Below are 13,419 nucleotides of genomic sequence, written 5' to 3' on the forward strand. Positions count from 1 at the left end.
CCCTAATGTTAGAAAGCAGCCTTCCCGAAGGTCTCACGTTTGACGACGTCCTGCTTCTCCCTGCCCACTCACTCATCCTCCCCCGCGATACCGATCTGAGCACCCGACTGACCAACAACATACAGCTGAACATCCCGCTGGTGAGTGCCGCCATGGACACGGTCACCGAGTCGAGGGCCGCTATCTGCATGGCGCGTGAAGGGGGCATCGGCTTCATCCACAAGAACCTCACCATCGCCGAGCAGGCCATGGAAGTGGACAAGGTGAAGAAGAGCGAGTCCGGGATGATCGTCGACCCGATCACCATGCGCCCCAACCAGCGCATCCGGGAAGCGCTGGAGATGATGGCCAAGTACCGCATCTCCGGGGTACCGATCACCAAGGCAAACGGGAAGCTGGTCGGCATCCTGACCAACAGGGATCTCCGTTTCGAGACCGATCTCGACCTCCCCATCTCCGCCCGCATGACCAAGAGGAACCTGGTCACCGTGCCGGTGGGTACCACCTTGGAGCAGGCCAAGGAACACTTGAAGCACACCAGGGTCGAGAAGCTCCTGGTGGTGGACGAGGAGAAGAACCTCAAGGGCCTCATCACCATCAAGGACATCGAGAAGATCAAGAAGTACCCCAACGCCTGCAAGGACTCCCTCGGTCGCCTGAGGGTCGGCGCGGCCGTCGGCCCGACCCCGGACGTCGACGCCCGCATCGAGGCGCTCATGAAGGCCGGCGTTGACGTCGTGGTCATCGACACCGCCCACGGCCACTCCCAGGGCGTCCTCGAAGCCATCGCCCGCATCAAGAAGACCTACCCGACCCTTGAGCTCGTGGCCGGCAACATCGCGACTGCCGCTGCCGCCGAGGCCCTGATCAAGGCCGGCGTCGACGCCATCAAGGTCGGCATCGGACCGGGCTCCATCTGCACCACCCGCGTCGTCGCCGGCATCGGCGTCCCGCAGATCACCGCCATCGCCGAGTGCTCCAAGGTTGCCAAGAAGCACAACATCCCGCTCATCGCCGACGGCGGCATCAAGTACTCCGGCGACCTGACCAAGGCCGTCGCGGCCGGCGCCGACGTCATCATGATCGGCTCCCTCTTCGCCGGCACCGAGGAATCCCCGGGCGACACCATCCTGTACCAGGGGCGTGCCTACAAGAGCTACCGTGGCATGGGCTCCATCGGCGCCATGAAAGAGGGGAGCAAGGACCGCTACTTCCAGAGCGACGTCGACGCCGATGTGAAGCTGGTCCCGGAAGGGATCGAAGGCATGGTACCGCTCAGGGGACCGCTCTCCGCCAACGTGCACCAGCTGATGGGGGGACTCCGGGCCGGCATGGGCTACACCGGCAGCCGCACCATCGTCGACCTGCAGCAAAACGGCCGCTTCGTCCGTATCACCGGCGCGGGCCTGAAAGAATCCCACGTGCACGACGTCATGATCACCAAAGAAGCCCCGAACTACCGGGTGGAGAAATAATCGCAAACCTTCAACGCAAAGCCGCGGAGGCGCGCAGACGCCGAGGAAGACTCCTTCCCGGTTTCTCGCTCCTCTCCGCGGCTTTGCGACTTTGCGCCTTTGCGTTACAGCCTTTGACTTTCAATAGATAAGGAACCAAGACAATGACCGTAGATATCCACTCAGAAAAGGTGCTGATCCTCGACTTCGGCTCCCAGGTGACCCAGCTCATCGCGCGCCGGGTGAGGGAGCAGAGCGTGTACTGCGAAATCCACCCCTACAACATGGCGCTCGAGAAGATCAAGGCCTTCGCCCCCAAGGGGATCATCCTCTCCGGCGGCCCCTCCAGCGTCTACGACAAGGACGCCCCGCACTCCGACCTCGGCATCTACGACCTCGGCATCCCGGTCCTGGGCATCTGCTACGGCATGCAGCTCATGACCCAGCAGCTGGGCGGGCGCGTCGAGCGCTGCGACAAGCGCGAATTCGGCCGCGCCACCCTGGTCCTCGACGGCGAGAGCGAGATCTTCTCCGGCTTCGAAGGGGGCGCCGAAGTCTGGATGTCCCACGGCGACCGCATCGAGCAGATGCCGGCCGGCTTCAAGCTGATGGCCCACACCACCGGCTGCCCGGTGGCCGCCATGAAGGACGAGAAGAAGAACTTCTACGGCGTCCAGTTCCACCCCGAAGTGGTGCACACCCCGCGCGGCGACGAGATGCTGGGCAACTTCCTGTTCAACGTCTGCGGCTCCAAGCCGACCTGGACCATGGCCAACTTCATCGAGACTGAGATCGAGGAGATCCGCAGGAAGGTCGGCACCGGCAAGGTGCTGTGCGCCCTCTCCGGCGGGGTCGACTCCTCGGTCGTCGCCGTCCTCATCCACAAGGCGATCGGCGACCAGCTCCAGTGCGTCTTCGTGAACAACGGCCTCTTGCGTAAGGGCGAGGCCGAGAAGGTGGTGAACCTCTTCACCAAGCACTTCAAGATCAACCTCGACTACGTCGACGCCACCGACCGCTTCCTCAACATGCTGGACGGCGTCTCCGACCCCGAGCAGAAGCGCAAGATCATCGGCAACGAGTTCATCTACCTCTTCGAGGAGGAGGCCAAGAAGCTCGGCCAGGTCGACTACCTGGCGCAGGGCACCCTCTACCCCGACGTGATCGAATCCGTTTCCACCAAGGGCCCCTCCGCCGTCATCAAGAGCCACCACAACGTGGGCGGCCTCCCCGAGAAGATGAACCTGAAGCTCCTCGAGCCGGTGCGCGAGCTCTTCAAGGACGAGGTGAGGCTCCTGGGCAAGGAGCTGGGCATGCCCGACGAGGTGGTCTACCGCCAGCCCTTCCCGGGCCCGGGGCTTGCCATCCGCTGCATCGGTGAACTCTCCGTGGAGAAGCTCGACATCCTGCGTGAGGCCGACGCCATCGTCATCGAGGAAATCCGCAAGGCTGGGTTATATCGCGACATCTGGCAGTCCTTTGCCGTGCTGCTGCCGGTGAAAACCGTCGGCGTCATGGGGGATGCCCGCACCTACGAGTGGACCGTGGCCCTGCGCGCGGTCAACTCCCTGGACGGCATGACCGCCGACTGGGTCAAGCTTCCCTACGAGCTTTTGGGGAGCATATCCTCGCGAATCATCAACGAAGTGAAGGGTGTCAACCGCGTGGTGTACGACATCAGCCAGAAGCCCCCGGCGACCATCGAGTGGGAATAATTCCCGTCCGTCCTTTTTAGAAGGTTCGTTTATTGCACAAAAACACCGCGGTGACCGGCGCAAGCCGGTCCCGCGGTTCTTTCGTATCAGGGGCCGAGGGGACTGGCTCCGCAGGTGCCTGTCCCCTTTGCCTCTGTCCCTTCAACGCTGGAGTGACCAATGGATCCCATCCGCCTGCTCATCTTCGACCTGGACGGCACGCTGATCGATTCCCTGCCCGACCTGACCGACGCCACGAACCTGATCCGCGAGCGGCACGGTCTGCCGCGCATCGAAATAAGCGATGTGCGCAAACTGGTGGGGCAGGGGGCGCGCTCCCTGGTGGAGCGGGCGCTACCCGGCGTGGGCGGGCCCGACATCGAGCGGGCGCTGGAAGAGTTCCTGGCCTACAACCTGGCCCACATAGCCGACAAGACCCGTCCCTATCCCGGCGTTCCCGAGACCCTGCTGGAGCTTTCCGGGCTGGGGATCCCGATGGTGGTCCTGTCCAACAAGAACGTGGCCCTGTGCCGGGAAGTGCTGGCGAAACTGGGGCTGGAACCGCGGTTCACCGACATCTTCGGGGCCGATTCCTTCCCCTGTCGCAAACCCTCTCCCGAGCCGGTCCTTGCCGTGCTGAAGGAATTCGGCGTAGCCGCCGGCGAATGCATCATGGTCGGCGACAGTGTCAACGACATTGCCGCCGGAGGCGGAGCGGGAGTGTGGACCGTCGGTTGCAGCTACGGTTACGGTGATGCCGTCGAGCTCGCAGATGCCCATTACCGCATCCCCGACTTTCCCTCTCTGCTAGATCTTCCGTTTGCGCAAGGAAAAAACGAGTCGTGATGAAAAAAGGCTAAAGTTATTGCAAAGGGTGTCGAAACGGAAGTAAACCTACACCTACCTGACCAACTGGGGGCGAGAACAGATGAAAGTAGAAGACCTCAATTCCAACCCGGCCGTTTCCCATCTTGCCGTCGTGCGTAACGACAAGCCCGATACCGGCGAAGTGCAAGCGGAAGCGGCCAAGCAGCAGGCAGCCGCCGACAAAGTCGAACTGTCCAGCTACATGCCCGTAGTTCCCACCTCCAAGCAGAGGCGGGAAGATATCCGGGTGGACCGGGTCGAGGAATTACGTACGCAGATCAAGAGTGGCACCTACCAGGTATCCAGTCAGGACCTGGCCGAGAAGATGCTCAGCAAGCTCGTAGTGAAGTAGAGTCCGGCCCGAGTCTTCGTCTTCAGGTGCCGTGGTGAAAAGGGGCGGCCGTCTCCCGCCCCGTACCAACCCGTCCACTGTCCCATCCACTGTCGAACCCAATAAAACCATTGACAAGATCCGTCCGATGGGGTAAAAGTTTTCTTCCACCAAGCGGGAATAACTCAGTGGTAGAGTGTCAGCTTCCCAAGCTGAAGGTCGCGGGTTCGAATCCCGTTTCCCGCTCCAAAGAATTCAAGGGCTTAGCCATTTAAGGCTAAGCCCTTTTTCGTTGCTTCTTGCCATTTGCAACCGTTTTGCAACCGTTTTGCTGACAAATATCCAAACTCTGGCTGAGCTTCACAGAGCACCGCGCCTTTCTTTTGCAGTGACCCTTGACAATAATCCATATACACTTTACAACATTATTTCATATGGATTGTAGTGCAACAAATCATATGAGTTGTCTAGCCGCAATTCATATGGATAGGGCGGTGCAGAACATAGAGAAAACGAGGCCAGGGGAAATCCCCTTTAACCTTGAAACGAGATGGCGACGCGCGATGCTGTAAAACGGGGGACACTTTAAGATGTTCCGTGGCTGCGTGTTGCCGCTTACCGGCGATAAACGTTATTGCGAAGAATCCGCCCCCCGGGGACGCGGTAGAGGAAGGAGCTTCAAGTGAAAGTGAGTCCGGGGCAGAGGCTTTTTTCGGATGCCCTGCAGGCGCTCAAGGCGTTGCAGGATGCAGGACGGACGGTGTTGAAGTCGGAGGAACTCAGCCGGCAGCAGCGGGAAGTTCTGGTCAAGAACGGCTTCCTGCGTCAGGTCGTCAGGGGGTGGTATATGCCGTCACGCCCCGACGAGGCGCCTGGTGATACAACCCCTTGGCATGCGGCGCTGAAGAATTTTGTCCGGGAGTACTGTGACGGCCGCTTCGATGAGCTGTGGCACGCCTCTCCGGAATACTCCGTGGCGCTCCATGTGGGGGCGACGGTTCCTCCCCGACAGATTGTAGTCTGGTCGCCCAAAGCGAGCAACGGTATCCTGCAGCTTCCCGATGCCTTCTCCTTGCTCGACTACAGAAGGGACATCGATCCCGGCCGGGTGGAACTGGTGTCGGGGGTGCGGGTGATGCCCCTGTCGCTTGCCATGATCAAGGTTCCAGAGGCTTTCTTCCGCAGTTCAGTTCGGGACGCACGCATCGCACTGCACCAGGTCGACCCGTCCGACTTGCTCAGGGATCTGGTGGAAGGTGGGCACTCCGCCATCGCCGGCAGGCTCGCCGGAGCGCTCCGGGCCGTGGGGCGGGGGCAGGTGGCCGATGAAATCCTTTCCACCATGCGCGCGGTGGGATATGCCGTTACCGAGACGAACCCTTTTACCGTTCCCCTGTTAGAATTCCACCTCGGAGAGGCGAAGTCGCCTTACGTACTCCGCATGCGGCTCATGTGGCAGGAGATGCGCGGGGCGGTGCTGGATGCCTTTCCTGGCGAACCGGGGCCGCCCGCAGACGTGGTCGAATTTATGGACACCGTCGAGGAAGCCTACGCGAGCGATGCCTACCACTCCCTTTCCATCGAGGGGTACCGAGTCTCCGACGATCTGATTCGCCGGGTAGCCGGTGGGGGATGGAGTCCCGATACTGCTCCGGCTGACCTGGAGGCGAAGAACGCCCTGGCGGCACGGGGGTACTGGCTGGCCCACAACAAGGTGAAGGAGACCATGGTCCGGATGTTCTCAGGCGAGAACCCGGGAGACGCCTACCGCGCCGACCATGCGGGGTGGTACCAGAGTCTTTGGGAGCCCTGTGTCGCTGCTGGAATTCTGAGGCCGGTCGATCTCGCCGGCTACCGGAGTCACCAGGTCTTCATCAAGAACGCGAGCCATGTCCCTCCCTCGAGAGAAGCAGTGCGGGAGATGATGCCTGAACTGTGCGCCTTGCTGAAGGCGGAGGAGAGCGCGGCGGTGCGTGCGGTCCTCGGGCATTTCATGTTCGTGTACATCCATCCCTACATGGACGGCAACGGCAGACTGGGGAGGTTCCTGATGAACGCCATGCTCGGGTCGGGAGGATATCCCTGGACGGTAATCCGGGTGGAGCGGCGTGGAGAGTACCTGGACGCGCTCGAGGCGGCGAGTTCGCGCGGGGATATCGCACCCCTGGCTCAATTCATCAGCAATTGCATGGAGGGGGGACTCCAGCATTAGTCTGCACACCGATGTACAAGGACTTGTATGAAAGAGTACAAGTCCCTGTGCGCTTGAATACAAAGTTTTTTACGCGGATCCTTCCTCTTCTTTCCCGCTCCAAAAAAAGGTTAAGGGCCTAGCCAGCAACGGCTAAGCCCTTTTTAATTCACTTGTTGCGTAAAGCTTTCGTTTATTGTGGTCACGGCTTTTGGGCACAGAAGGTACATGTCTCAAAGTTGCTGTTCAAGTTTGTGAAGACTCAGTCGCCCATCAGCGTTTACAGCCTCGCTTTCACATGCGATTGTTCCCTTTTGCGTCAATACAGGACTGCGGCAGTGTTTAATTTCCTCCATCTTTTTACCATCCATGCTAAAAACCACCACCTTGTGTAGCAGTTCGTCCCCCGCCTGCTCGAGTGCACATTGATATGCAAACATCTCTCGCCTCACCGTGAACTTCTCCGGGGTTACACAGTTTTCCTGCAAAAGGTGACGTTGCCCCTTTTGGCCTACCAGGACTACCCGCTCTCTTCTACCTTCCAGTGCATCCTCTATAGTTCCGCTGTAGTAACGTGAGATGATGATATGCCGGTTACCTTGCAGCGGTTGAATTGTCGAAACTCGATCAATATCTTCCCAGTTCACAGTGGAGGACGGAACATCTGCAATTGACGGATCGACGGCGGTTTCCCTAAAGGCCAATAGAGTCCCTGCCTTGACACTGCATTTCTTTACATAGCCCCCACTAAGATGCGATGCTTTGAGTGACTTGGCTGCGGCTGCAGCTGAAGGCTCAAGGTGTGCAGCCCACACGAAGATATTTTTGTTATCACCACAGTCACGGGTCTGCACGACGATTCCTTGGCCTTCGCCAGATCTTTTCCACTTCCGTGCGATGCCGGCAGGCGTGGAGTCGCTAGCGCCAATGACAAGCCATACATTTTCAGCCAGCGCCGGAGAGGACGCTAGGATTAGGCACACCATTACCATCCATTTCATAACCCACTCTCCTGTTTGATGCTCTGTAAACGCGAGTTCGGCAGTAATTGAACATGAGCAACATCGCGGAAACTGCTCCAATCCCCACCCCAGATTAAGCCGAGCGACTTAGCGGCATTGCCGAGGGCACTCCAGAACCCTGCAATCTCGGCTTGGCCGGTCCACCCAAAGCGTGAATCGATAATGTCTGCTGCATAAGAATTGGGAGTGCCATCGGGCAGTTGTGCATTATGGAAGCTGAATTTAACCTTTGACCGGCCCGAAGAATACAAAGCAAGCTGAACGGATACGGACCTCCATCCGTAATAGATATGGGGGCGGAACCCTGCTGAGTGTAGGTGCTCCAGGACTGGTTGAAGTTTTGACCGGAGGTTGGGGGCAACGCTTTTCAACTTCTTTTCCTGCGACCATTGCGAACTGTCTCCGCTCCATTCAAATAAGGCGTGGCTTGCATCGCTCAGTTTTCGCAAACTGTCACTGTACGGTTCTATCAGGCCTGTAGGATGAGCCATAAATGAAGCTTGAAATTTTTTTATGGCAGCAATGGTATCTGCACCACAGATACCGCGACCTGGCGCGAGCCCGTACCCTTTAGACTTCAGGATCGTTTGTACCCTCAGGACATCGATGGTGTAGTTTCGTCCTCCCTCGCCGACAGAGTCCACCAAATGTACCATCTGCCCCTCCCGGACCATTCGATTGTATGGAATTAAAAAATACCAATCTTAAATCTGAAGTCAAACCTGCTACTGACCTTAAATAAGGGCCTCTTGCATCTCTCAGATGTCCTCAGATTTTCTCCGTGGCCAATGGTTTCTGGTTCGTTTACAACTTGCCACCGCCCGCGCCTTTCTGTTACAACATCCACCTACTATATTTCTCAGGGCGGGTTCCCAAGGGACCCGCCCTTGCTTTTTTTTCGGGAGTCTGCATGAAGGTAGTTTTCGGCATCGATTTTGGAACCACCAATTCCGCACTTTCCATCTATCGAGAGGGCAAGGTCGACGTCGTCGACATCGACGAGTCCAGCGCCAACGCCTCGCTGATGCGCTCCGTCCTGTACTTCAACGAGGATGACGCGATCTTCACCGGTCAGGAAGCCATCAGCCAGTACGTTGGCGACGGCGCGACCGGCCGTTTCATGCAGTCGATCAAAAACTTCCTCCCCAACCGGAGCTTCGAGGGGACCGAGGTCTTCGGCAAGAAGTACGGCATCGAAGACCTGGTGGCCATCATTCTCAGGAGGATCAAGGCGAAGGGGGAGGCCTATGTCGGCGTTCCCGTGGACAGCGTCGTCCTGGGACGCCCGGTCGTTTTCTCGGAGGACCCGGAAAAGGATGCCCTGGCGCAGCAGCGTTTGGAGAAGGCGGCGCGCAAGGCGGGCTTCCGCCACATCCATTTCCAGTTCGAGCCTGTTGCCGCCGCCCTCTCGTACGAAGAGACCCTTCCCGCCGGGGCCGAAAAACTGGTCTTCATAGGCGACTTCGGCGGCGGTACCTCGGACTTCACCGTGATCCGTGTCAAGGGGGGAGCGTTTGCGCGGGCCGACCGGCGCGCCGACGTCCTCTCCATCGGCGGGGTCTATACTGCCGGCGACAAGTTCGACTCGCAGATCATGTGGGAGAAGGTGGCCAGGTATTTCGGCCGCGGCGTGCAGTACAAGGGGATGGGGAAGGACGAACTGTTCGACATCCCGCACAGCATTATCTACACCCTGTGCCAGTGGCACCGGATTCCGCTTTTGCGCGCGAGAAAGACCCGTGAGCAGATCCGGCTCATCAAAAACGCCGCCACAGACAGGCAGGCCCTGGAAAACCTGGAGCACCTTATCAGCGACAACTATGGTTTCTTCCTGTTCCAGTGCATCGAGAAGGCGAAATGCGAGCTGTCGCAGCGGGACGCCGCGCAGGTGATTTTCCAGGAGCGCGGCCTGACCATCGAAGAAGGGATCACGAGGGCGGAGTTCGAAAGCATTAACCGGGACAACCTGGGCCGGATCTCCGGCTGCATAGACGAAGTGGTCAGCAGGTCAGGAGCAAGGAGCGAGCAGATCGACACCGTGTTCCTCACCGGGGGCACCTCGCGCATTCCGATGATCCGGCGCCTTTTCCAAGAGCGTTTCGGTCCCGACAAACTGGAGCACCGCAACGCTTTCACCAGCGTCGTTCACGGCCTGGGGGCGAGCGTGCCGCTTTTTCATGCAGGCAGTTAGATCGCTGTAGATTCAGCGGGAAGAGCCGGACAGCGAAGCTGCCCGGCTCTTTGATTTTCCACTGGCGGCGGGATCAGCCCCTTGCCCTGCGCCGGCCGTAAATGGCAAGTCCCATCAATCCCGTCCCCAACAGGAGGAAGGTACCAGGTTCCGGGACCGGGGCCAGTTCCGCATTGAAGCTCGTCGCCCCAAAACCAGTGTGGGTGATCTCCAGCGCCTCGGTGAGGGAGTAGGGAACATCCAGTCCCACAGCGGCAGCGGTGTTGATGTCGCTGAAGATGGGGCCGCTGTACAACTCCTCGGTCAGAAGGGTATCCATGGCAAAGGGGATGTTGCCGGCATCGAAGTAGGTACTGTACTTGACCGTTCCACTGCTGGTCCCGCCGATGGACGCCGCAAAGCCGGGGTACGCCCCGGTAAAGCCGGTGTCCGTCAAGTAGACGTAGAGTTTGTTGGTGCCGTCGGAACCGCCGGACACGTCGATGGAGCCCAGATCCAGCCGTGGATAGGCCGGGGTTCCCAGGATGGGATAGGAAAATCCCGTGGTCACGTTGGCTATGTAGGCGCCGATGCTACCGAGGTAGGTGACGGCCCCCGTCATGGGGTTGATGTCGCCCACACCGTTGTCCGCAATGGTGACGGTATTGGCGCCTCCGTCGGTCAGCCTGATCGATAGTGCGTGTGCAGATGTGGTCATCAGCGCCAGGATGAACGTGATGACCGCCAATGCTCCTGTTGTCCTCCGCATGGGATTACCCTCCTTTTAAGGTGAGCCTTCCTGTAAGCCTGGTTTCCCATCGCATTATGCGTGCCCGTATTATAAAGAAGCAGTTATTCCAGTATCTTATACCGTGCGTTTCGTCCACACTGTTTCGCAGGATACGCTCCGGTCTTTGTGGGGTGTCGCGCATCTGGGGAAAAACATAATGAAAACAGTGAGTTTTGTGTCCATGGCTTCGCCCGTGCTGGAGATGACTTCCGCAGCATTTGACGCCAACGCCCTTTACACTCATTCTTTACACATCGGGCGAATGCAGTAACCACCTGACCTTACGTCGCTTAGTTGTGTCGATAATCCATACACCGTTGACGGTGATGGTAGCCAACCACAGACGGGAATGGCAGCGGCAATTACGGGAAGAGCAAAAACGGCAACTTTCACGAGGAACTTCCCAGCCAGTAACGCACAAAGTATCCCCCGCTGCGAGTCCAACTGAACAGGATTTGTGCGGTTAATAAGAATTTGAAAGCACCGGCGCCTGCACGCCTATCTCGATCTTCTCTCCCCCGAACCTTGGAGCGGTACTTAAAAGGCAAACATCCAGCACCGTCCTGACCCGCGCCAGCTGTTCGCGGCACCTGGTCCTGAAACTGTTGTAGGCGTCGACGTCGGCGGCATTGTAGCCAATCGCATCGATGCCGTTGTGCATGCCGATGAAGATGGCCCGCTCGTTATGGAAACGCTGCGAGATGACGGTGATCTCGTCCTGGCAGAAGACCTCCCTCGCCCTGATCACCGAGTCCAGGGTCCTCAGTCCCGCGTAGTCGCAGTAGATGCGCTCGGCAGGGACTCCCGCCTTGATGAGCGCCTCCCTCATGTCGCCGGCTTCGTTGTACTCCTTGCGACGGTTGTCGCCGCTCACCAGCAGGTAGTCTACTTTCCGGGCCCGGAAAAGCTCGGCGGCGGCCTCAACCCGGTGGGCGAAGAAGAGGTTCGCCCTGCCGCCGGAGAGCATCCGGGAGCAACCCAAAAGCAAACCGACGCGCCGGTGGGGGATCTTTTCGATACTGTCGTAGGTGAGCCCCGCCGTTGCCAGCCCTATTATCGCTGCCGCGCCGGCCATGACCGCGAGCGAGACAAGTGCCGCGACAACCACTATTTTCAACCGCCTTCTCAATCCTTCCATTTCGAGGTGTCACCTCCCATCGCATGCTTGGTCAACTCGGCGCCCGGGTCGAGGTAAAACATCCTGTCGAAGCCGTACTTCCCGCCTCGCCACTGCCTGACGTGCGGGATCTGTGTCACGATGGCGTAATGCAGGTGCGGCGGTTTTCCTGCCGCATTCCCGGTACAGCCCACCGTTCCGACCTCCACCCCCCGGTGGAGGAAGTCGCCGTTTTTCACCGCGATCTCTTTCAGGTGGGCGTAGTAATGAATCCGCCATTTCGGCCCCAGTATCGATACCACGTTCCCGCCAATCGTGTCGTATCCGGCGTACACGACGATCCCCGGGGAGGCGGCCATTACCGGTGTCCCTTCTTGTGCGAATATGTCGATCCCCCTGTGCACCCCCGACTTCCCCCAGGGACTGCACCAGAAAGATTTCGGATTCCAGTCGGCGCTGCTCGCCCCCTTCACCGGCATCGCGAGCCTGTCCGACGGGACGAAACCAAGGAACAGCACGAGAACCGCCACAAGGCCTGCCAGTATCAACCTTCTCCACGTGCGTTTCATAACGACTCCATCTTCAAAACCATTAGCCACGGAGGGCTCGGAGCAAAATCAGAGAGGGGCAAAAACGGGTACGGGTTTAAAACTTTTAGCGCCTTTCTCCGCATTTCTCAGATTTTCTCCGTGGCTAATGGTTGTAGGTTTAAGGTAGGTAATCTTCCTCTTGAGAAATGGTCTCCGTCGTTTCCTTTGTCTCCACAGGGCCTTTTTGCGGCCCTTTTCTCCTGATCCAGAAGTACGCCCCCGTTCCGAAGAGTGCCGCCCAGGGCCCGATGGTGCCGGCAATGACGATGAGGGCGTGGATGGAGTCGGCCAAACCCTCAAGGGCCGTTCCGAAGGCGCTCTTCAGCGGAGTCCAGAGGCGGCGCGCGGACGGCAGCCCGTTAGATGACTCGCAGAGGCGGATCTCGATGGTCGCCATCTCCACGAGGAGGTCCCAGTTCTTCCTCTTCGCCTCGAACGCCTCGATATCGCCCCGCACGCGGGTCAGCTCCTTTTCGACCTCCAGCACGTCCGACAGCTCGCCCGCCCGCTGGTAGAGGGAGAGCAGCCGCGCCTCCGATGCCTTGGCGTTTCCCAGGCGAGCCTGCAGGTCCACGTAACCTTCGGTGATGTCCTCGGCGCTCGCGGTCTCTTGCGTGATTTTCCCCAGCCCTCCGATCTTGCGCAGGACGTTCCCGGTCTCCCCGGCCGGCACCCGCAGCCCCACTTCGCCGGAGGTGACCCCGTCGTCGCTTTCCCTGCTGCTCTTGAACAGGTACCCGCCGCTCGACTCGGCGAGCTTCGTCAGGGCGTCCAGCGCGACCTGGTAACTCTTGACCTCCAGGCTCATCTCGCGGCTCACGATCACCTTGCGTTTGGCCTGCCGCGGTGCGCCTTGCGCGGAACTTTCCCCTTCCGGCGCCGCCGACTCATTCTTGGCCGCAGGCGCTGCGGCACTTGCGGGGACCGGCGCCGGCGCCTCTTCCTTCTTCTTGCAGGCCGTGAGCTGACAGGCGAGGAGCAGAAAAACGAGGCTCATGACGATCCGGTGCGACAAAGGTTTCTTGCAGCTCATCTGGGGTCTCCTTTGGTGATGTTCATCGATCCTGCTCCCGTGTGCCGGCAGGTGGGCATACCTTACGATTCGGTCGTGGCGACAGGATGGAATCCCCATGGAGATGTCATGAAGAATTTGTGCAGATTGTGTGCAAAGGGCTTGGTTTTTGGAAAACGAC

General features: G+C 59.2%; 12 protein-coding genes and 1 tRNA gene. 7 read left to right on the forward strand and 6 right to left on the reverse strand.

The features are described 5' to 3' along the window. Nucleotides 1–5: 5 nt before the first annotated feature. The 6 genes from guaB (at nucleotide 6) to KP004_RS03145 (ending at nucleotide 6,558) form a co-directional block, all read left to right on the forward strand. A complete protein-coding gene (gene guaB / locus KP004_RS03120) occupies nucleotides 6–1,475 on the forward strand; it encodes an IMP dehydrogenase (RefSeq protein ID WP_216800920.1) in 1,470 nt (489 codons plus the stop codon). A gap of 143 nt (nucleotides 1,476–1,618) precedes the next feature. Further along, on the forward strand, nucleotides 1,619–3,169 hold the full coding sequence (gene guaA, locus KP004_RS03125; RefSeq protein WP_216800921.1) for a glutamine-hydrolyzing GMP synthase: 1,551 nt from the start codon (nucleotides 1,619–1,621) through the stop codon (nucleotides 3,167–3,169). 159 nt (nucleotides 3,170–3,328) lie between these two features. Further along, nucleotides 3,329–3,994 carry an HAD family hydrolase gene (locus KP004_RS03130; RefSeq protein ID WP_216800922.1) on the forward strand — a complete coding sequence of 222 codons (666 nt, stop codon included), beginning with the start codon at nucleotides 3,329–3,331 and terminating at the stop codon, nucleotides 3,992–3,994. An 82-nt stretch (nucleotides 3,995–4,076) separates the two neighbouring features. Beyond that, a complete protein-coding gene (gene flgM / locus KP004_RS03135; protein WP_216800923.1) occupies nucleotides 4,077–4,367 on the forward strand; it encodes a flagellar biosynthesis anti-sigma factor FlgM in 291 nt (96 codons plus the stop codon). 153 nt (nucleotides 4,368–4,520) lie between these two features. Next, nucleotides 4,521–4,595: transfer RNA gene (locus KP004_RS03140), tRNA-Gly, on the forward strand. Nucleotides 4,596–5,028: 433 nt separating this feature from the next. Further along, a complete protein-coding gene (locus KP004_RS03145) occupies nucleotides 5,029–6,558 on the forward strand; it encodes a Fic family protein (protein ID WP_216800924.1) in 1,530 nt (509 codons plus the stop codon). Between the two features lie 212 nt (nucleotides 6,559–6,770). On the opposite strand, the gene KP004_RS03150 is transcribed toward KP004_RS03145, so the two are convergent. Both KP004_RS03150 and KP004_RS03155 read right to left on the reverse strand, forming a co-directional pair. Next, the gene (locus tag KP004_RS03150; protein WP_216800925.1) at nucleotides 6,771–7,538 is read right to left on the reverse strand and encodes a hypothetical protein; all 768 of its coding nucleotides are present in this window, start codon (nucleotides 7,536–7,538) and stop codon (nucleotides 6,771–6,773) included. Next, on the reverse strand, nucleotides 7,535–8,215 hold the full coding sequence (locus KP004_RS03155; RefSeq protein ID WP_216800926.1) for a M15 family metallopeptidase: 681 nt from the start codon (nucleotides 8,213–8,215) through the stop codon (nucleotides 7,535–7,537). Before KP004_RS03155 ends, KP004_RS03150 begins: the two co-directional genes overlap by 4 nt. Nucleotides 8,216–8,469: 254 nt before the next feature. On the opposite strand from KP004_RS03155, the gene KP004_RS03160 reads away from it, so the two are divergent. Further along, complete coding sequence (locus KP004_RS03160; protein WP_216800927.1) at nucleotides 8,470–9,750, forward strand: Hsp70 family protein; 1,281 nt, start codon at nucleotides 8,470–8,472, stop codon at nucleotides 9,748–9,750. A 73-nt stretch (nucleotides 9,751–9,823) separates the two neighbouring features. On the opposite strand, the gene KP004_RS03165 is transcribed toward KP004_RS03160, so the two are convergent. From KP004_RS03165 to KP004_RS03180, 4 genes are all read right to left on the reverse strand, one after another. Further along, the gene (locus KP004_RS03165; protein WP_216800928.1) at nucleotides 9,824–10,498 is read right to left on the reverse strand and encodes a PEP-CTERM sorting domain-containing protein; all 675 of its coding nucleotides are present in this window, start codon (nucleotides 10,496–10,498) and stop codon (nucleotides 9,824–9,826) included. A 484-nt stretch (nucleotides 10,499–10,982) separates the two neighbouring features. Then, nucleotides 10,983–11,627: a SanA/YdcF family protein gene (locus tag KP004_RS03170; protein ID WP_239027031.1), complete on the reverse strand. Its 645-nt coding sequence runs from the start codon at nucleotides 11,625–11,627 to the stop codon at nucleotides 10,983–10,985. Nucleotides 11,628–11,644: 17 nt separating this feature from the next. Beyond that, nucleotides 11,645–12,205, reverse strand: a complete 561-nt coding sequence (locus KP004_RS03175; RefSeq protein WP_216800930.1) for a M23 family metallopeptidase — start codon at nucleotides 12,203–12,205, stop codon at nucleotides 11,645–11,647. Between the two features lie 139 nt (nucleotides 12,206–12,344). Then, nucleotides 12,345–13,259, reverse strand: coding sequence for a DUF4349 domain-containing protein (locus KP004_RS03180; RefSeq protein ID WP_216800931.1), 915 nt, complete (start codon nucleotides 13,257–13,259; stop codon nucleotides 12,345–12,347). Nucleotides 13,260–13,419 lie beyond the last annotated feature (160 nt).

It is taken from the genome of Geomonas oryzisoli (assembly GCF_018986915.1).
Lineage (GTDB): Bacteria > Desulfobacterota > Desulfuromonadia > Geobacterales > Geobacteraceae > Geomonas > Geomonas oryzisoli.